Genomic DNA, 18,359 nt, shown 5'->3' on the forward strand with positions numbered 1-18,359 from the left:
GAGGGGCCGGCATGAGCAACGTCGCACGCCACAGGCTGTTTCGCGCAGGCGTGGCGGGCGCGCTGGCCGCTGCGGTGCTTGCAGGCTGCGCCGCAGGGCCGTTCGGCCACTGCGCAACGGGCTTCGAAGCCTTCGAGCGCGACACCCTCTATTTCGGCCGCGCCATCCCCACGGGCGGTCAGGTGTCCGACGCCGACTGGGCCGACTTTCTCGACACCCGCGTCACACCGGCCTTTCCGCAAGGCTTCACCGTGCTCGACGCCGCCGGCCAGTGGCGCGGTGCGTCGGGGCAGGTGGTGCGCGAGCTCTCGAAGCTGGTCGTGCTGCTGCACCCGCGCGACGCGAAGACCGACGCGACCATCACCGCGTTGATCGACACCTACCGCCAGCGCTTCGCGCAAGAGGCCGTGTTGCAGGAAAGGCAGTCCGTCTGTGCCCGTTTCTGAAGCCGCTCCCACCGTTCGCCGCTTGGTCCCCGCCGACGCACCGGCCTACCGCGCGCTGATGCTCGACGCCTACGCGCGGCACCCCGAGGCGTTCACTTCCACGGTCGAGGAGCGCGCCAGCCTGCCGCCGACGTGGTGGGAGACGCGCCTGCGCACGGACGCCGATGCTGCCGAGGTGGTGTACGGCGCCTTCGATGCCACCGGCGCGCTGATCGGCGCGGCGGGGCTGGGCCGCGAATCGCGGCAGCGCACGCGCCACAAGGCGAGCTTGTTCGGCATGGTGGTGGCGGAATCGGCACGGCGCGCGGGTGCCGGGCGACAACTCGTGCGGGCCTTGCTCGCGCATGCACGCACGCTCAATGGCGTGCGCGTGGTGCAGCTGACGGTGACCGAAGGCAACCGCCCGGCGCAGGCGCTGTACGAGCGCTGCGGCTTCCAGGTCTTCGGCGTCGAGCCGATGGCCACCGTGCTCGATGGCGCGTTCTCGTCGAAGGTCCACATGTGGTGCGACCTCGGCGCCGCACCGCCTGTGGCCTAAACGCCGCGCTCGCGCACCATCAGCAGCGCGGGCCCGTCGGGCGTGACCACCTCGCCCAGCGCACGGAAGCCAGCCTTGGCATAGCTGCGGATCGCGCGGGCGTTGCGCGGCGACGGATCGGTCTGGATGCGCGTCACGGCCGGGTCGGCGAACAGCTGGTCCGTGAAGGCGCGCACCATCGCGCTGCCGAGTCCGCGATTCAACTGGTCCGCCTGCGCGAGGAACTGGTCGATGCCGCGCGCGCCCGGGTCGCGTTCGTCTTCCCACCAGCCGTCGCCCGAACCCATCACGACGTACGACTGGATGAATCCCAAAGGCTGCCCGTCGTACAGCGCGATGTAGCCGCGGTCGGGCGAGTCGTGCGCCAGCATCGGCGTGAAGTCGGCCTCGACCTCGGCGAGCGTCGGCACCGGCGTCCACCATTCGGCCACGTGCGGGCGGCACAGCCACTCGTGGAGCATCGCGAAATCCGTGGATTGCAGGGGCCGGAACGAGATCGAAGGCATGGCGGGCGTCCTAGCGGGAGATCCGGTCGACGATGTCCTGCGCCAGCGAGGCGATGGTCAGCGGCGCGCAGCCTTCGGCGTTGTTGCTCACGGTGACGAAGGCGTTCTGCCCGGCGCCCGTGGTGCCCGCGATCACCTTGGCCAGCGCGGCGCGGGTTTCGGGGTCGGGGTCGAGCACCTTGTCGAAGGGGCCGTAGAGCTTCTCGGCGTCTTCATAACCGAAGCGGCCGTGGCGGCGGTGCAGGTTCCAGCGGCACACCAGCGGCCCGGGCCACAGGGCGCGCAGCATCGGCAGCTGGTCTTCGATGGGCGGCATCTTCGCGTGCAGGCCCATGCAGAAGGTCGCGCCCACGCTGCGCAGCATGTCGGCGAAGGCGGGGCACAGCAGCTGCGGGTCGCGCACCTCGACGGCGAGCACGGCGTCGGGCGCGGTCGGTTTCAGGTCGGGCATCGCCGCCAGCATCGCGCCGATGCGGGCGATCAGCGTGGGCTGGTCGGCCAGCAGGTGCGCGGGGATCGGGCTCAGCTGGAACACCAGCGCGCCGATGCGGTGGCCCAGCCCGTCGAGCGCCGGCTGCACGAACTCCTGCAGCGCGATCTCGTGGCTCAGGAACACCGGGTTGGCCTGCGTACCGCGGCCGCTTTCGTCGCGCACGGTGGCGTCGGTCACCAGGCTCGGGGCCTTCACGACGAAGCGGAAGTCGTCGGGCACCATGGCCGCGTAGCGCGCGTACTGGCTGGCCGTGAGGGCGCGGTAGAAGTTGCGGTCCAGACTCACGGTGCGCAGCAGCGGGTGCTGGGCGAGCGCCGACAGGCCGTTCTTCGAGAGCACGGTTTCGGCATAGTCGCCGTCCCAGACCAGGCCGGCCCAGCCCGGGTAGCTCCACGACGAGGTGCCCAGGCGCAGTTTCGGCGGCAACTCGGCGGCGAGGGCGACCAGCGCCGCGTCGGGGGCCACCGGCTTCACGGTGGCACCGCGCGATTTCTTCGGCGAAGGCGGCGGCGCCTCGGCCGCTTCGGCCGGGCGCGGAAGTTCGGGGAGGTCGGAAAAAAGGGAGTCCTGCACGTCAGCCATGTCTGGGTCGGCATTTTCGGCCAAGCCGGGAGGCCCGTCGGCGCCGGGCACAATCCGCGCCATGACACAGTGGTTGCGTACGCGGGGCGGTTGGTGGCTGGCTTGGATGGTGCTCACGGCCGCTGGCGCCGTGTGGTTCGCGCGCGCCGAGTTGACCCGGCTCCAGCAGGATTTCGAGACCGACGCGCGCATCGCGCACCGGCTCATGAGCCAGCAGGTGGTGCAGTACGACGCCGTGCTGGCCACGCTCGCCTTGCTGGAGCCCAACGCCGGCGCCGACTACCCCGAGCGGCGCCTGCCGTCGGTGTACTCGTCGATCCTGCGCGTGCAGCGGCGCGCGGCTGACGAGCCCTGGCCCGATGCCGAGCACGCCGACGCGCTGGCCGCGGCAGAGGCCCGTTCGCGCGCCGAGCGCCGCGCCGACCTCGCCGTGCTCGACCTCGCGCATGGCCGCTACCAGCTCGTGATCGGCTCGGAGCCGCTGAGCTATGCGCTCGAGATCGACCTCGTCGGCTCGGTGCCCTGGCGCGACTGGCCGATGAACCCGCAGCGCAGTCCCGTGCGACTGGTCCTGCAGCGCGACGGCCAGCAACTGGTGCTGCAACACGGCCAATCGGCCGCGCATGGCTGGCGCTACAGCCTGAGCAAGGAGCTGGCGTCGCCGAGCCAGCCTTTCGAGCTGGTGGCCGAGCGCCAGGTCGGCTGGGCCGAGCTGCCGTGGCGCACCATCGGCGGCTGGGCGGTGGCGATGGCGCTGCTGCTGGCGGGCCTGTGGGCCGCACAACGCCAGCGCATCGCGCGGCGCCGCGCCGAGGAGTTGCTGCGCCTGGGCCAGGTGGCACGCCTCAATGCGCTGGGCGAGCTGTCGGCCGGGCTGGCGCATGAGCTCAACCAGCCGCTCACGGCCGTGCTGGCCAACGCCCAGGCCGCGCGCCGCCTGCTCGACGACGATCCGCCCGACCTCGCCACCGCGCGCGACGCGATGGGGCAGGCCGTTGAGCAGGCCCGTCGTGCCTCCGGCGTGGTCGGCCGCCTGCGCCGCGTGATCGAGCGCCCCGAGGCCGGCGGCGACGTGAAGCCGCTGGTGCTGCAGGAGGTGGTGCGCAGCGCCATGCACCTGCTGGCGCCCGAGTTCGCGCGCCACGGCGTGGCGGCCCAGTTCGACGCCAGCGCGCAGGCGCCCGTGCGCGTGCAGGCCGAGGCCGTGGCGCTGGAGCAGATCGTGCACAACCTGCTCATGAACGCGATGCAGGCGCTGGACCTCGTGCCCGCGGCCGAGCGGCGCCTTGTGGTCTCGGTCGGGCGCAACGGCGAGGAGGGTGTGCTGACCGTCACCGACAACGGCCGCGGCATCGCGCCCGAGGCGCTGCCGCGCCTGTTCGAACCTTTCTTCAGCACGCGCGAAGGCGGCCTGGGCCTCGGCCTGAGCCTGAGCGAAACGCTGGCCAGCGGCATGGGCGGCAGCCTGAGCGCCGCCAATGCCTCGCCGCGCGGTGCGCGCTTCACCTTGCTGCTGCCGCTGGTGGCACCCTCGACATGACCACGTTGACCGCCGACCAGCCGCAATCGCCCCTGATCCACCTGATCGACGACGACCAGGCCGTGCGCGACAGCCTGTCGCTGCTGATCGGCACCGTCGGCCTGCGCGTGCAGGGCTGGGCCGATCCGCAGGCCTTCATCGACGGCTTCGACCGCGCGAGCGTCGGCGCCATCGTGCTGGACGTGCGCATGCCCGGCATCAGCGGCCTCACGGTGCTGGACCGGCTGGTGGCGCAGGGCGTCGACCAGCCTGTGATCATGCTGACCGGTCACGGCACGGTCGAGATGTGCCGCCGCGCCTTCAAGGCCGGCGCGGCCGAGTTCCTGGAGAAGCCGGTGGACGACGAGCAGCTGCTCGAAGCCCTGCAGCAGGCCGTGCGCCAGCATGTGCGCACGCGCGAGCGCTCGCAGGCCGACAACGCCGCGCGCGAGCGGGTGGCGCAGCTGTCGGAGCGCGAGCGCGAGGTGCTGGCCTTCATCGTGCAGGGGCTCACCAACAAGGAGATCGCGCGCGTGCTGGCGCTGTCGCCGCGCACCGTCGAGACCCACCGCGCCAACCTGTTCGCCAAGCTCGATTGCGACTCGCTGGCGCAGCTGATCCGGCGCTACGCCGTGCTGGCGTCGGACGCGGGAGAAGAGGGCGCTCCGTAGTTCTACGGAGTGCCGGGCGTAGCCGTACGAATGGTTGCAGCGGACCGTATTTTTTACAGTGACACCGTGGTCGGCACAGGCCGGCACGAACCCTCTCATCACTGGAGAAACAACACATGCAATCGATCATCCGCGTTGGCGGCCTCGCCGTTCTGCTCGCTGCTTCCGTCGCCCAGGCCCAGACGCCGGCCCCCGCTGTTCGCACCGAGAAGAACATCTCGCTCGCGCTGGCCAACCAGATCGCCGCAGAAACCGTGGCCGCCTGCGCCGCCAACGGCTACAACGTGGCCGCCACCGTGGTCGACCGCGCCGGCACCGTGCGCGCCGTGCAGCGCGCCGACAACGCCGGCCCGCACACGCTGTCGTCGAGCGAACGCAAGGCCTGGACCTCGGCTTCGGCCAAGAGCCCCACGCAAGCCATGATGGAAGGCGCCCAGAAGAACCCCGGCGCCGCCAACCTCGTGTATCTGCCGGGCTTCCTGCTGCTGGGCGGCGGCGTGCCGATCAAGTCGGGCAACGAAGTGATCGGTGCCGTGGGCGTGGGCGGTGCGCCCGGCGGCCACCTCGACGAGCAGTGCGCCAACGCCGCGCTCGAGAAGGTCAAGGGCCAGCTCTGATGACGGCGCGCGGTCTCTGGTCGGCGGTGCTCGCCGCCGCGATCGGCTGGAGCGCCGCGCCCGGCGCGGCGGCCCAGGTGCCGCCGCTGGCCGCCGAAGTGTTGGCCTACGAAGGCCTGCATCGCGCCGCCTGGCACGGCGACCTGCCCAAGCTCAAGAGCCTGATCGCCTCCGGCGCCAGCCTCGATGTGCGCGACGCGCGCGGCCGCACGCCGCTGCAGGTCGCCACCTATGCGCGTCAGCGCGACGCCGTGACGCTGCTCGCCAAGGCGGGCGCGAACATCGACCTGCTCGAAGACGACCGCTACGACGCCGTGACCATCGCGTCCGTGGCCGACGACGTGACCACACTCACGCTGCTGCTGCAACTGGGCGCCAAGCCCGGGCAGGTCACCAGCCGCTACGACGGCACCGCCTTGATCGCTGCCGCACATCTGGGGCACGACGAGGTCGTGCGCCGGCTGGTCGCGGCCGGTGCGCCGCTGGACCATGTGAACAACCTGCACTGGACGGCGGTGATCGAATCGATCGTGCTCGGCGATGGCGGCGCCCGCCACCAGCGCACGCTGGCCGCGCTGATCGCCGGCGGTGCCAACCTGCAACTGGCCGACCGCCAGGGCCTCACGCCGCTGCAGCTCGCAAAGGCGCGCGGCTACACCGCGATGGTGAAGCAGCTCGAAGCGGCACGCGCCAAGTAGCCTGCCGCACCGAAAGCCGGGGCGACTCGGGGACAATCGGACCTCCCCACGAGGAACCGCCCCATGTACATGCCTCCGCAGTTCAACGCCAAGGACCCGGCCGTCGCGCTGGGCCTCATGCGCGACCACCCCTTTGCCAACCTGATCTCGAACGACGACGAGGGCCTGCCCTTCGTCACGCACCTGCCCATCGTGGCCGAGCAGCGCGAGGGCGATGCGCTGGTGCTGCTGGGGCATTGCGCCAAGCCCAACCCGCACTGGCGCTACCTGCAGGCGCGGCCGCGCGCGGTCGTGGTCTTCCAGGGGCCGCACGCCTACCTGTCGCCTTCGGTCTATCCCGACCTGGCGCGCGTGCCGACGTGGAACTACCTCGCGGTCCATTGCACCGTCGAAGCCCGGCTCGTCGAGACGCCCGAGGCCAAGGACGCGCTGCTCAAGAAACTCATCGGCGACCACGAGCCGGCCTACGCCCAGCAGTGGAAGGACCTCGGCGAGGAGTTCCAGCGCAAGATGCTGGCCGGCATCATGGGCTTCGAGCTGCACGTGACGGCGCTGCAATGCAAGATCAAGCTCAACCAGCACCGGCCCGAATCGCACACGGCGATGCGCGAGGTCTACAGCGCCGGCTCGGCTGACGAACAGGCGCTGGCCGTGTGGATGGACCGGCTCGGCATGGCCGTCGCACCGGAGGCGCGCTGAGATGCGGATGTTCGGTTTGATCGGCCTCGTGCTCGCGCTGGTGGTCGTCGGCCTGCTGGCGAAGCAGCAGCTGTCGCGCACCGCCATCGCCAAACAACCGGCAGCGCCCGGCGTGTCGGCTCCTGCGGCGGTCGATGCACGCACGCAGGCGCAGCAGGTCCAGCAACAGGTCAAGGACGCCCTCGACGCCGCGGCCCAGGCCCGCAAGATGCCCGATGACAACTGAGCCGGCCGCATCGACATCGGACGCGCACTGGATGGCGCTCGCGCTGCAGGAAGCGCAGCGTGCGGCCGACGCGGGCGAGGTGCCGGTGGGCGCGGTGCTGGTGAAGGACGGCCAGGTCGTCGCAACCGGCCGCAACACGCCCGTGGCGCAGCACGACCCGAGCGCGCACGCCGAGATCAACGCACTGCGCGCCGGTGCCGCCGCACTCGGCAACTACCGGCTCGACGGCTGCGAGCTCTTCGTCACGCTCGAGCCCTGCGCGATGTGCGCGGGCGCGATGCTGCATTCGCGGTTGGCGCGCGTGGTGTTCGGCGCCGCCGACCCCAAGACCGGCGCCGCGGGCTCGGTGCTCGATCTCTTCGCCGAGCCGAAGCTGAACCATCACACGCGCGTGCAGGGCGGCGTGCTGGCCGACGACTGCAGTGCGTTGCTGCAGCGCTTCTTCCAGCAGCGCCGCAGTGTCGCGCGCGCGCAGGCCGAGCCGCTGCGCGACGACGCCTTGCGCACGCCTGCTGAACGCTTTGCCCCGCTCATCGATTTCGAATTCGCGCCGCATCACGCGCAGGACCTGCCGGTCCTGCAGGGCTGGCGCCTGCACTGGATCGACGAGACCGGCCCGGCCGGCAGCGATGGCCGCGTGGCCGATTGCCTGTGCCTGCATGGCCCGGGCGAGTGGGGCTACTTCTTCCGCCACCTCGTCGGCACGCCCGGCCTGCGCACGCTGGTGCCCGACCTGATCGGCTTCGGCAAGAGCGACAAGCCCAAGCGCGAAGCCACGCACCGGCTCGAATGGCACCGCGACGTGCTGCTGGCGTGGCTCGACCAGGTGCATCCCGAACCGCTCGCGCTGGTGCACAGCGAGGCGGGCGATGAACTGGCCGCGCTGCTGCAAACGTCGGCGCCGGGCCGCTTCACCGCAACGCTTGCCGCACCCGACAGCGGCGTGCGCGCCAAGGACGCCTGGCGCGCGCCGTTCCCCGACCGTGGCTACGAGGCCGCGCTGCGCGCGCTCGGTCCGCGTGCCGCATCGGGCGGGCCGGACAGCGCGCAGGCCGCCACCCTGGCCCGGCAGATCCGGGACGCAATGGGATACTCGACGACGTGACGTCCAAACATATCTACATCTATTCCCCCTCCAGTGCCATCCGCGACAAGGCCGCCTTCCGGCGCGGCGTGGCGCGGCTGAAGGCCCTGGGCCATGAAGTCGAAGTCGATGAAGCCACGCTCTTGGCGCACCAGCGTTTCGCTGGCGACGACGCCACCCGGCTCGCCGCCATCTCGCGCGCGGCCGCCAGCGGCGCCGACGTGGCGCTGATCGCACGCGGCGGCTACGGCCTCACGCGCATCCTCGACGCGCTGCCGTACAAGGCGCTGGCCAAGGCCATCGACAAGGGCACCGAGTTCGTCGGCTGCAGCGACTTCACGGCCCTGCAGAACGCACTGCTGGCCAAGAACGGTGCCGTCACCTGGTCGGGCCCCGCGGTCGGCGAAGACTTCGGCGCCGAAGGTGGTGCCGATGACATCATGGAAGCCTGCTTCGACGACCTGTTGAGCGGGCAGGGAGAGGGCACCGGCTGGCGCATGCCAGCGCGCGACGCCGAACTCAAGGTCAAGCCGGTCGAAGACGCCGTGCTCTGGGGCGGCAACCTCTGCGTGCTGACCAGCCTGCTGGGCACGCCGTACTTCCCGGTGGTCGACAAGGGCGTGCTCTTCATCGAGGACACCAACGAACACCCGTACCGCATCGAACGCATGCTCGACCAGCTGAAGCTCGCGGGCGTGCTGGCGCGCCAGAAGGCCGTCGTGTTCGGCCAGTTCACGGGCGTGCGCAACATCGCCGGCTACGACCGCGGCTTCGGCATGAACACGGTGATCGACCGGCTGCGTTCAAGCCTGAAGAAGGTGCAGGTGATTGCCGGCTTGCCGTTCGGGCATGTGCAGACCAAGGTGCTGCTGCCGGTGGGTGCGAAGGTGGCGCTGGCCGCCGAGGGGCGCGACGTGTTCCTGGTGTGGGGCCATCGGCACGGCCACCATGACCATGATCACCACGGTCACGACCATCACGGCCACGACCATTGAGCCAGCACGCAGGCGGCCACCGGTGCCGCTGCGTTGCCGGCCGATCAGGACATCACTGGTTGGTGAAACGCTGATGGACGCGCGGGCCCATCGAGCCGGGCAGGCCGCCCTTGAACATGCTGTTGATTTCTTTCATCTGGCGCCGCGCGGCCGATTCGCCGTCGATGGCGCTCAGCGCGACCATCACGTCCTGGCGCAGGTACCAGAGGGTCTCGACATCGACCGCAAAGCGCACGCGTTGGCTGACACGCTGGATCGATTGGCCACCGCGGCCCTGGAGCACCGACAGCATCGCCGTGCGGATGCGCCCGAGCTGACTTTCCGCAACCTGCCGCGAGCCCAGGCCGGGTACGTTCAGGAGCTGAAAAAGGCGGCGAAAGAGCAGCATGTCACGAAAAGCGTATTGCCGGGAGCTGAGACGGTCGCTACCTTAAGCCTCAGTTCGCCGGGACACAAGATGTGAAACACCGTTTCTTGTTTGCAAACAACAAGCTTTAGCGGTCTCTTTTGTTGTCATTTGAATTTTGAGCGCAAAAGTATTAAAAAACTTTGGCATTCATCTGCACGATGCGCCAAGCTGGCCCAGTCGATGCAGCGTCAACAAGAAGCTTCTGCGGATCGTTCCTTGCATGTGAAGGCGCATGTCGGGGAAACTTCTCGCAGGAGCGGCGAAAGGTCCAGAGCAACATAACCAGCGCTTGCCGCCAAGAAAAAACAGTATGGGTGTCAATTCCACAGTCGTTTTCGCGGACTTGACCGGAAGTACCAGGGTCTTCGAGGCCATGGGGAATGCACGTGCCACCGAGACCGTGACGCGGCTGACCCAATGGATCGGGCGTGTGTGCGAGGCCCACGGCGGCCGGGTCGTGAAATCGCTCGGCGACGGCGTGTTCGCCATCTTCACCAGCGGCGCTGCCGCCACGCACGCGGTCATCGAGTTGCAGCGCTACCACCAGAAGCGCCTGGCCGGCTGGCCCGTGCCGCTGCGCATGGCGCTGCAGATCGGCGTGGCCAGCGGCGACGTGGTCGAGGTGGAGGGCGACTGCTTCGGCGACGCCGTCAACCTGGCCTCGCGACTGAGCGACCTGGCCGGCCCCGGCCAGATCTGGGTCACCGAGGCGGTGATCCAGCAACTGCACGAAGGCGCGGTGCAGCACCGCGACCTCGGGCCCATCAGCATCCGCGGGCGCACCGAGATGTCGATCGTCCACCGCATCGACTGGCAGGAAGACCTGACCAGCTTCCTCACCGTGCCGGCCGCGCTGCTGCCGGCGCGGCTGCCCGATTCCACCTTCGGCCGCATCGAACTCGCATGGCTCGACGTGCGCTCCATGTTCCGCATCGACCAGCTGCCCATTCACCTGGGCCGCGTGGGCGACGCGCAGTTCGTGGTCAACGACCCGCGCGTGTCGCGGCTGCATGCGCGCATCGAGGAGCGGCAGGGCAGTTGCGTGCTGATCGACGTCAGCACCTACGGCACCTGGGTGCGCTTCCATGGCAACGGCGGGCCGAGCCACGAGATCGCGTTGCGGCGCGACGAGTGCGTGCTGCATGGCCGCGGCGAGATTGGCCTGGGCGCGCCGCTGAGCGACTTCAGCGCGCCGACCATCGCCTTCAACACGACGGGCGACGACGTGATGCTGTCGCGCCGGGCCATCGTGAACTGAAGGCCGACTGGGAATCCCGTTCACGTTTGGCAACCAGCTGGTGCGCTTCGAGGTGCACCACGCAGGGACATGTGGCGTTGCAGGAGCACGCCGGCGCCGTTCGCGCCAGGCCTGGAGCCACCATGCATTCCCCAAGTGATTCTTCTGTTTTCAGATGGGCCGCGGTTGCCGCGATCGCGGCCGGCACGCTGCTCGCCACGGGTGCCGCCAGCGCGCGCACGAGCTGGTCGGTGCAGATCGGCACGCCCGGCGCGGTCTATGCACCGCCGTACTACGTGCCGCCGCCCGTCTATGCGTACCCGGCCCCGATCTACTACGAACCGCCACCGCCGCGGGCCTACTACCGTCCGCCGCCGCCCGTGTACTACCGGCCGGCCCCGATCTACGTCCCGCCGCGCGGGCGCCTGTACTACGGTCCCGGCTATCCCTACCGTGCGCCGAACGATGACGACGACGATGACGACCGCGATTGACCGGCCACCCGCAAGCTTGCAGGCATGCCAATTCTTGGCGTGAACTCTGACGAAAACGTCACATTCAGTCACATTTGTAAGATCAAAGAATTCATTTCATGCCTGCAGGAGGGTTGAGGCCCGGGGCATGACACTTGCCTTGCATCGTTCAACAGGCGCGCAGAGTGCCGAAGGAGCGACAAAAAATGCAGACCAGCGTTCGGCCTTTCACCGATGTCGACGCCGCCATTGCGGCGGTGGAGGCCCTGGACGGCGAACTCCGTAAGTTCGAGCTGGCCGTGGGGGACAACCTCCAGGACAGCATCGGCCTGCAGATGGCGCAGATCACCGACCGCGCGCTCGCACGCGGCTGGGAACCCAGCGGCTTCATCCAGAAGGAAGGTTTTCGCCTCTACCGCTACCGCGCGATGCGCTGACAGGCCCTGGTAGTCAACTCGGCGCGAGGATGCGCTCGAGCGCCCCGATGTCGATGGGCTTTTGCAGGTGGTGGTCGAACAGCACCTCGCCCGGCGCCGCATTCGCCGCGTCCCTTTCCGAAAAACCGGAAATCGCCACCAGCAACCGCGGCGTGCCTTCGGCCGCGGTGGCACGCAGCCGGCGCGCCACCTCGGTGCCAGGGAAGTCGGGCAGGGTGAGGTCGATCAGCGCCGCATCGAAGCGCTCGCCGGCCGCCGCGTCCAGCGCCTGTTGCGCCGTGTAGGTGCAGCGGGCGGTGTGATCCTGCAGCGTCAGCAGCTCCCGCAGCAGGTCGGCCGCGGCCTCGTTGTCGTCGACGATCAGCACATTCACAGTTGTTTTCTCTCGGCATCCATTGATTGCGATCCCGCAGTATCGACGCTGTGCCTACCGGAATCCGTAACAGAGGCCTTGTTTGTTACTTCCCGGCGTCGGCCGTGGCAGGCGGCGGCTGCAGCGGCAGCTCGACGAAAAAGCGCGCGCCGTGGCCCGGCGTGCTCTCCACGCCGATACGGCCCGCGTGCAGGCTCACGATCTTGTGCGTGATGTACAGCCCCAGGCCCAGGCCGGCCGCGTGCTTGCGACTGACGTCGGTGCGCTCGAACTGCTCGAAGATGCGGTGGTGGTCTTCAGGCGAAATGCCGATGCCCTGGTCGCGCACGCTGACCACGGCGTTGTCACCGTCCTGGCGCACCGTCATCTCGACCGGCTTGCCGCCGCCGTAGCGCAGCGCGTTGGTCAGCAGGTTGGTCAGCACCTGTTCGATGCGGAACTCGTCCCACACGCCGCGCAGCGCGGGGGGTGCGTCCAGGCTGATGGCGCAGCCCGCGGCCTCGGCCTGGTGGCGCAGGTTGTCGACCACGGCGCGGGCCAGCTCGGCCAGGTCGACCGGCTTGGTCTGGATCGACAGCGCGTCGCGGCGCAGCCGCGTCACGTCGAGCATGTCGTCGATGAGCCGCACCATGTTGCGGATCTGCCGCTGGTCGCGCTCGATCATCAGGGGCAGCTTCTCGGGCGAGAAGCTGTCGAGCTTGCCCTTGGACAGGTGCAGCTGCCGCAGCTGCGCCTCCAGGTAGAGCGTGTTCAGCGGCGTGCGCAGTTCGTGCGACACCATCGACATGAAGTCGTCGCGCATGCGCACCGCGCGCTCCAGCTCGCGCTGCGTGTGCTGCAGCTGCTGCACCAGCTCTTCCTGCTTGCGGTGCGCAGCGGCCAGCGATTCCATTTCGTGGCGCAGCGCCTTGCGGTGCTGGTGCAGGTCGACGAACACGCTGACCTTGCTGACCACCGCGTGCGGATCGAGCGGCTTGTGCAGGAAGTCGACCGCGCCGCTTTCGTAGCCCTGGAAGGCGTAGTTCATCTCGCGCCCGGCGGCGCTCACGAAGATGATCGGGATGTGCCGCGTGCGCTCGGTGCCGCGCATCAGCTCGGCCAGCTCGAAGCCGTTCATGCCGGGCATCTGCACGTCGACGATGGCGAGCGCGAATTCGTGCTCCAGCAGCAGCGCCAGCGCGGCCTCGGCCGAACCGGCGCGGTACACCAGCCGCCCGGGCGCGCGAATCAGCGCCTCGAGCGCCAGCAGGTTCTCGGGCAGGTCGTCGACGATCAGCAGCTTGCTTTCGACCTCAATGGGCATGGGCGGGCTCCAGTAGCTGCAGCAGGATGCGCAGGTCGCGCAGCCGAAGCACGTGGTCGGGGGCGTGGCGCGCAATGGCGGCGAGGGGCATGGTGGGAACCAGGGCTTCTTTCGGGTCTTGCACGGCGGTGAGTCCGCCGGCGCGGTGGATGCGCAGCAGGCCTTCGGCGCCGTCCTCGTTGGCGCCGGTCATGAGAAAGCCGGCCACCGACGGCCCGTAGGCGTCGGCGGCCGAGGCCATGAGCACGTCGATGGACGGGCGCGAGAACAGCACGGGCGGCTCGCAGCTCAATGAAAAGCGCCTCCCGCGCTCGATCGACAGGTGGTAGCCCGGCGGCGCGAAGTACAGGCAGCCGTCCACCAGCGGCATCTTGTCGAGCGCCTCGTGCACCGGAATCGGCAGGCGCTGCGCGAAGATCTCGGCCAGGTGGCTCTCGTGCGATTCGGGCAGGTGCAGCACCACCGCCATCGGAATGCGCCAGTTGGCCGGCAGGCCGTCGAGCACCGCGCTGAGCGCGTCGATGCCGCCGGCCGAGGCGCCGAGCACCACGGCTTCGACACGGCGAACCGGAAACGGACGGTGCTGCGTGCCGGCGCGCTTCATGCGACCTTGCGGTAGATGCGCTCGGCGCGCGCGTGGGCGTCGAAGCGGTCGGCGTAGCCCGAGAAGTCGATGCTCTCCTTCGAGCCCAGCCCGAGAAAACCGCGGTGCGACAGCGACTCGTGGAACAGCCCGAGCGCGCGGTCCTGCAGCTGGCGGTTGAAGTAGATCAGCACGTTGCGGCACGACACCAGCTGCGTCTCGGCGAACACGCTGTCGGTGGCCAGACTGTGGTCGGCAAAGATCACGTCGGCGCACAGCGAGGGGTCGAAGCGCGCGGCCTCGTAGGCGGCGGTGTAGTAGTCGGAGAACGCGCTCAGGCCGCCCGCACGCTGGTAGTTGGCCGTGTAGCCGCGGATCGCCTCGAGCGGAAAGATGCCCTGGCGCGCCTTCTCGAGCGAGGCCGGGTTGATGTCGGTGGCGTAGATCTGCGTGCGCTCGAGCAGGCCTTCCTCGCGCAGCAGGATGGCCAGCGAGAACACCTCTTCGCCCGTGCTGCAGCCCGCCACCCACACCTTGACCGAGGGGTAGGTGTGCAGGATCGGCACCACGTGCCGGCGCAGTGCCAGGAAGTAGGCCGGGTCGCGGAACATCTCGCTCACGGGAATGGTCAGGAACTGCAGCAGCTGGCCGAACAGCGCCGCGTCGCGCAGCACGCGGTCCTGCAGTGCCGAGATGCTGGGCAGCTCGAGCTGCTCCAGCGCATACAGCACGCGGCGCTTCTGCGAGGCCGTGGTGTAGTTGCGAAAGTCGTAGCTGTACTTGAGGTAGATGGCCTCCATCAGCAGGCGCAGCTCGATCTCGGTGTCGCTCAGCGGCTGGGGCTGCATGGGGGCGGTGGCCGGGTCCTGCAGCGCGGCGGGAAGGGGCTTGCGGGTCACAGGCGCTCCATCTTCGGCATCCACACGCGCAACAGCGAGAACAGGCGCTCCAGGTCGACCGGCTTGGCCAGGTAGTCGCTGGCGCCGGCGGCCAGGCACTGGTCGCGGTCGTCCTTCATGGCCTTGGCGGTGATGGCGATCACCGGCATCTTCGCGAAGCGCGGGTCGGCGCGCAGGCGGCGCGTGGCTTCCAGGCCGTCCATCTCCGGCATCATCACGTCCATCAGTACGAGGTCGATCTCGCTGACCTGGTCCAGCCGCTCCAGCGCCTCGCGGCCGTTGCGCCCGATCTCGACCGTGGCGCCGCGCTGCTCCAGCGCGCTGGTGAGCGCGAAGATGTTGCGCACGTCGTCGTCCACCAGCAGGATGGTGCGGCCCTCGAAGATGCGGTCGCGCCCGCGCGCCGTCTTCAGCATGCCTTGGCGTTCGCTGGACAGCGAAGCCTCCACCTTGTGCAGGAACAGCGTCACCTCGTCGAGCAGCCGCTCGGGCGAGCGCGCGCCCTTGATGATGATCGAGCGCGAGTAGCGCTGCAGCTCGGTTTCTTCGTCGCGCGTGAGGTTGCGCCCGGTGTAGACGATGACCGGCGGGAACGACACGATCTCTTCCGCCGCCATGGCCTTGAGCAGCTCGCTGCCCTGCATGTCGGGCAGCCGCAGGTCGGTGATCATGCAGTCGAACACGCGCGTGCGCAGCAGCGCGAGCGCCTCCTCGCCGGAGCCGACCGCGACGATCTCGATGTCGTCGTCGCCGATCAGCCGGATCACGCTCTCGCGCTGCAAGGCGTCGTCTTCCACCAGCAGCACGACCTTGACCTTCTGCGTGAGCTTTTCTTCCAGCCGGCCGAACACCTTGGTCAGCTCCTCGCGCGTGGCCGGCTTCAGCGCGAAGCCGATGGCGCCCATGTGCAGCGCGGCGGCCTGCGCGTTGTCGGCGGCCGAGACGACGTGGATCGGGATGTGGCGCGTGTGCGGCGAGTCCTTGAGCTTTTGCAGCACGTCCAGGCCGGTGCTGTCGGGCAGGCGCATGTCCAGCAGGATCGCGTCGGGCACGAACTGCGTGGCCAGCTCGAAGCCGTCGGCCGCGCCATGTGCCACCAGGCAGCGGTAGCCCAGCTCGTGCGCCAGGTCGTACAGGATGTGGGCGAACTGCGGCTCGTCCTCGATGACCAGCACGCGGCGCACCTGGTCGCGCGGAATCGACCGGTCGTCCGCGAAGCGCGGGGCCGGCACCACGGGCGCCGGGGCAGGGGGCGCGAGCGGCGGCGGCGACAGCACGGCGGGCGCATGTGAAGACGAAGACGTCGACACCGAACGCAGCGTGCCCACGGGCGTGGCCGGCGCGGGCATGGTCTGCGGCGCGCGCGGCGGCAGCTGCAGCGTGAAGGTGCTGCCCTGGCCGGCTTCGCTCTTCACCGTCAGCGAGCCGCCCAGCAGCTGCGTGAGGTCGCGCGAGATCGACAGGCCCAGCCCCGTGCCGCCGTAGCGCCGGCTGGTGGTGCCATCGGCCTGGCGGAAGGCCTCGAAGATCAGCTCGTGCTGCTGCGGGTCGATGCCGATGCCCGAGTCGTGCACCGCAAAGGCCGCGCCGCCGTCGGCCGTGGCCGACACCGTGAGCGCCACTTCGCCGCGCTCGGTGAACTTGATCGCGTTCGACAGCAGGTTCTTCAGGATCTGTTCCACGCGCTGCCGGTCGGTGACCAGCAGGGCCGGCGCGTCGGGCCGCAGCTCCAGGCGGAACTCCAGGTTCTTGTCGGTCGCGAGCGGGCGGAAGGTGCTTTCCAGGCTCTGGGCCAGCTTGTCGAGCGGCACCTCTTCGGGCACCAGTTCGAGCTTGCCGGCCTCGACCTTGGCGATGTCCAGGATGTCGTTGATCAGCACCAGCAGGTCGTTGCCCGAGGCGTAGATCGATTCCGCGAACTTCACCTGCTCCAGCGACAGGTTGCCCTGCGGGTTGTCGCCCAGCAGCTTGGCCAGGATGAGCGCGCTGTTCAGCGGCGTGCGCAGCTCGTGCGACATGTTCGCCAGGAACTCCGACTTGTAGCGGCTGGCGCGCTGCAGCTCGTCGGCGCGGTCTTCCAGGTCGCGCTGCACGCGGCGCAGGGCGGTGTTGCGCTGGTCGAGCGCTTCGGTGCGTTCCGACAGCTGGCTGTTGGTCTGTTCCAGCTCGGCTTGCTGGTTCTCCAGCATGGCCTGCGAGGCGCGCAGGGCGCGCGACTGTTCTTCGAGCTCTTCGTTGGCGGTGCGCAGCTCTTCCTGCTGCACCTGCAGTTCTTCGTTGAGCTGCTGCGTTTCGGCCAGCACGTCCTGCAATTGCTCGCGGTAGCGCGCCGCCGCCAGCGAGGTGCCGATGTCGTCGGCCACCAGATCGAACAGCTGCTCGCTGCGCGCGTCGGGCGTGCCCGGCAGGCCGAGTTCGAGCACGCCGTTGACGGCGCCGTCGGCCGCCACCGGCAGCAGCAGCACGGCCTTGGGCGCCATCTCGCCGAGGCCGGAATTCACCTTCAGGTAATCGGCCTGCACCGGATCGATCAGCATGCGGCGCTGCTCGGCTGCCGCCTGGCCGACCAGGCTTTCGGTGGGGGAGAACACCTGCGGCGAGGCTTCGGCCTCGCTGGAGAAACCATAGCTCGCGGCGCGGCGCAGCGGGCCGTGGCGTTCACGCACATAGAGCGCGCCGACCGAGCTGCCGAGGTTGCGCGAGAAGAACGCGAGGATCTTGCGGCCCATGTCCGGCGCGCTGAGTTCGCCGACCAGCTCGCCCACCAGCTCGGTCTGCGCATTGCGCAGCCAGGCTTCCTGCGACAGCCGCTCGGCGTGCGCCGCCTGTTCGCCCAGCACCACGTCGTAGCTGTCGGACAGGCGCATCAGCTGCCGGCGACCGAAGAACGCCACCAGGCCCGAGTACACCAGCGTGAACAGAAGGAACAGCCCGACCACCCACCAGCTGGTGCGGTTGGCTTCGGTGTTGCGCTGGAAGCGCAGCGTCTGCTCGGTGTCCATGAAGGCCGTGAACTCGGCGCGCAGGTCGTCGGTGAGGCGCTTGCCGCGGCCCAGCCGGACGGTGGCCTGCGGATCGATGCCGTTGCGCCGGGCCTCGATCATTTCCCGCGCGAAGTTCAGCCACGACTCCTGCAGGCCGACGATGCGGTCGACGCGCTCCACCTGCTGGCGGTTGTCCGACACCTGGCGGCGCAGCGCGTCGGTGTCGGCCTTCAGGCGCGGCAGGGCGGACTGGTAGGGCTCGAGAAAACTCTCCTCGCCGGTGATCAGGAAACCGCGCATGCCCGTTTCCATGTCGATGGAACGGCGTTGCAGTTCGCTGGCGGCGCGCGTGACCTGGTCGGTGTGCTCGACCCAGCTCAGGCTCGTCAGCAGATACAGGATCAGCGCGACGAACGCCACGGCCCCGATCAGTCCGCCCAGCAGCGGCAGCTTGAGGTTGCGGCTGAGCAGGCGGTCGAATTCGACGGGGTCGATCGCGGAGGGAGTTTTCATGAATGCATTTGTAAGCAAAACTTGTCAAGTCTTGCCGAAAAAGATCATTTGACCTGTCGGAGAAGGCCTCGATA

The 18,359-nt window shown here is 69.2% G+C and carries 21 protein-coding genes; 13 read left to right on the forward strand and 8 right to left on the reverse strand.

Annotated elements, in window-relative coordinates; translation table 11 throughout:
- Positions 1-11 precede the first annotated feature (11 nt).
- Both AC07SQ_RS00595 and AC07SQ_RS00600 read left to right on the forward strand, forming a co-directional pair.
- Complete coding sequence (locus AC07SQ_RS00595; protein WP_495271375.1) at positions 12-446, forward strand: DUF3574 domain-containing protein; 435 nt, start codon at positions 12-14, stop codon at positions 444-446.
- Positions 447-468: 22 nt separating this feature from the next.
- The gene (locus AC07SQ_RS00600; RefSeq protein ID WP_495271374.1) at positions 469-984 is read left to right on the forward strand and encodes a GNAT family N-acetyltransferase; all 516 of its coding nucleotides are present in this window, start codon (positions 469-471) and stop codon (positions 982-984) included.
- Here the strand turns inward: AC07SQ_RS00600 and AC07SQ_RS00605 are convergent.
- Together AC07SQ_RS00605 and AC07SQ_RS00610 are read right to left on the reverse strand one after the other, a co-directional pair.
- Positions 981-1,490 (reverse strand): GNAT family N-acetyltransferase, encoded by a 510-nt coding sequence (locus AC07SQ_RS00605; protein ID WP_495271373.1) that lies wholly within the window; start codon positions 1,488-1,490, stop codon positions 981-983. The two genes, AC07SQ_RS00600 and AC07SQ_RS00605, sit on opposite strands and share 4 nt — an antisense overlap.
- Before the next feature lie 10 nt (positions 1,491-1,500).
- Positions 1,501-2,565 carry a DUF72 domain-containing protein gene (locus AC07SQ_RS00610; protein ID WP_495271372.1) on the reverse strand — a complete coding sequence of 355 codons (1,065 nt, stop codon included), beginning with the start codon at positions 2,563-2,565 and terminating at the stop codon, positions 1,501-1,503.
- A gap of 61 nt (positions 2,566-2,626) precedes the next feature.
- On the opposite strand from AC07SQ_RS00610, the gene AC07SQ_RS00615 reads away from it, so the two are divergent.
- The 8 genes from AC07SQ_RS00615 to AC07SQ_RS00650 all read left to right on the forward strand — a co-directional run bounded on the left by AC07SQ_RS00615 (position 2,627) and on the right by AC07SQ_RS00650 (position 9,074).
- On the forward strand, positions 2,627-4,105 hold the full coding sequence (locus tag AC07SQ_RS00615; RefSeq protein WP_495271371.1) for a sensor histidine kinase: 1,479 nt from the start codon (positions 2,627-2,629) through the stop codon (positions 4,103-4,105).
- Entirely contained in the window at positions 4,102-4,755 is a 654-nt protein-coding gene (locus AC07SQ_RS00620) for a response regulator transcription factor (RefSeq protein WP_492683769.1), read from the forward strand. The genes AC07SQ_RS00615 and AC07SQ_RS00620 overlap by 4 nt, the downstream gene beginning before the upstream one ends.
- Positions 4,756-4,871: 116 nt before the next feature.
- Positions 4,872-5,372 (forward strand): GlcG/HbpS family heme-binding protein, encoded by a 501-nt coding sequence (locus AC07SQ_RS00625; protein ID WP_056581174.1) that lies wholly within the window; start codon positions 4,872-4,874, stop codon positions 5,370-5,372.
- Entirely contained in the window at positions 5,372-6,070 is a 699-nt protein-coding gene (locus tag AC07SQ_RS00630) for an ankyrin repeat domain-containing protein (RefSeq protein ID WP_070060562.1), read from the forward strand. Before AC07SQ_RS00625 ends, AC07SQ_RS00630 begins: the two co-directional genes overlap by 1 nt.
- A 63-nt stretch (positions 6,071-6,133) precedes the next feature.
- A complete protein-coding gene (locus AC07SQ_RS00635; RefSeq protein WP_495271370.1) occupies positions 6,134-6,769 on the forward strand; it encodes an FMN-binding negative transcriptional regulator in 636 nt (211 codons plus the stop codon).
- A gap of 7 nt (positions 6,770-6,776) precedes the next feature.
- Positions 6,777-6,995 (forward strand): hypothetical protein, encoded by a 219-nt coding sequence (locus AC07SQ_RS00640; RefSeq protein ID WP_493192396.1) that lies wholly within the window; start codon positions 6,777-6,779, stop codon positions 6,993-6,995.
- Positions 6,985-8,100, forward strand: coding sequence for a tRNA adenosine(34) deaminase TadA (gene tadA, locus AC07SQ_RS00645; protein WP_495271369.1), 1,116 nt, complete (start codon positions 6,985-6,987; stop codon positions 8,098-8,100). Before AC07SQ_RS00640 ends, tadA begins: the two co-directional genes overlap by 11 nt.
- Positions 8,097-9,074, forward strand: coding sequence for an LD-carboxypeptidase (locus AC07SQ_RS00650; RefSeq protein ID WP_495271368.1), 978 nt, complete (start codon positions 8,097-8,099; stop codon positions 9,072-9,074). The genes tadA and AC07SQ_RS00650 overlap by 4 nt, the downstream gene beginning before the upstream one ends.
- A gap of 52 nt (positions 9,075-9,126) precedes the next feature.
- On the opposite strand, the gene AC07SQ_RS00655 is transcribed toward AC07SQ_RS00650, so the two are convergent.
- Positions 9,127-9,462, reverse strand: a complete 336-nt coding sequence (locus tag AC07SQ_RS00655; RefSeq protein ID WP_062480058.1) for a hypothetical protein — start codon at positions 9,460-9,462, stop codon at positions 9,127-9,129.
- 331 nt (positions 9,463-9,793) lie between these two features.
- Here AC07SQ_RS00655 and AC07SQ_RS00660 point away from each other — a divergent pair, with 331 nt between their 5' ends.
- From AC07SQ_RS00660 to AC07SQ_RS00670, 3 genes are all read left to right on the forward strand, one after another.
- The gene (locus tag AC07SQ_RS00660; RefSeq protein WP_062480056.1) at positions 9,794-10,741 is read left to right on the forward strand and encodes an adenylate/guanylate cyclase domain-containing protein; all 948 of its coding nucleotides are present in this window, start codon (positions 9,794-9,796) and stop codon (positions 10,739-10,741) included.
- Positions 10,742-10,863: 122 nt separating this feature from the next.
- The gene (locus AC07SQ_RS00665; RefSeq protein WP_495271367.1) at positions 10,864-11,214 is read left to right on the forward strand and encodes a hypothetical protein; all 351 of its coding nucleotides are present in this window, start codon (positions 10,864-10,866) and stop codon (positions 11,212-11,214) included.
- A 185-nt stretch (positions 11,215-11,399) separates the two neighbouring features.
- Positions 11,400-11,630, forward strand: coding sequence for a hypothetical protein (locus tag AC07SQ_RS00670; protein WP_492683763.1), 231 nt, complete (start codon positions 11,400-11,402; stop codon positions 11,628-11,630).
- 13 nt (positions 11,631-11,643) lie between these two features.
- Here the strand turns inward: AC07SQ_RS00670 and AC07SQ_RS00675 are convergent, their stop codons facing one another.
- From AC07SQ_RS00675 to AC07SQ_RS00695, 5 genes are all read right to left on the reverse strand, one after another.
- Complete coding sequence (locus tag AC07SQ_RS00675) at positions 11,644-12,003, reverse strand: response regulator (RefSeq protein ID WP_095745227.1); 360 nt, start codon at positions 12,001-12,003, stop codon at positions 11,644-11,646.
- A gap of 85 nt (positions 12,004-12,088) precedes the next feature.
- Complete coding sequence (locus AC07SQ_RS00680) at positions 12,089-13,306, reverse strand: hybrid sensor histidine kinase/response regulator (RefSeq protein WP_495271366.1); 1,218 nt, start codon at positions 13,304-13,306, stop codon at positions 12,089-12,091.
- Entirely contained in the window at positions 13,296-13,910 is a 615-nt protein-coding gene (locus AC07SQ_RS00685; RefSeq protein ID WP_062480044.1) for a chemotaxis protein CheB, read from the reverse strand. Before AC07SQ_RS00685 ends, AC07SQ_RS00680 begins: the two co-directional genes overlap by 11 nt.
- Positions 13,907-14,737, reverse strand: coding sequence for a CheR family methyltransferase (locus tag AC07SQ_RS00690; RefSeq protein ID WP_062480071.1), 831 nt, complete (start codon positions 14,735-14,737; stop codon positions 13,907-13,909). The genes AC07SQ_RS00685 and AC07SQ_RS00690 overlap by 4 nt, the downstream gene beginning before the upstream one ends.
- 47 nt (positions 14,738-14,784) lie before the next feature.
- Complete coding sequence (locus tag AC07SQ_RS00695; protein WP_495271365.1) at positions 14,785-18,285, reverse strand: response regulator; 3,501 nt, start codon at positions 18,283-18,285, stop codon at positions 14,785-14,787.
- Between the last annotated feature and the right edge of the window lie 74 nt (positions 18,286-18,359).

Source organism: Variovorax sp. GW821-FHT06D12, assembly GCF_059419205.1.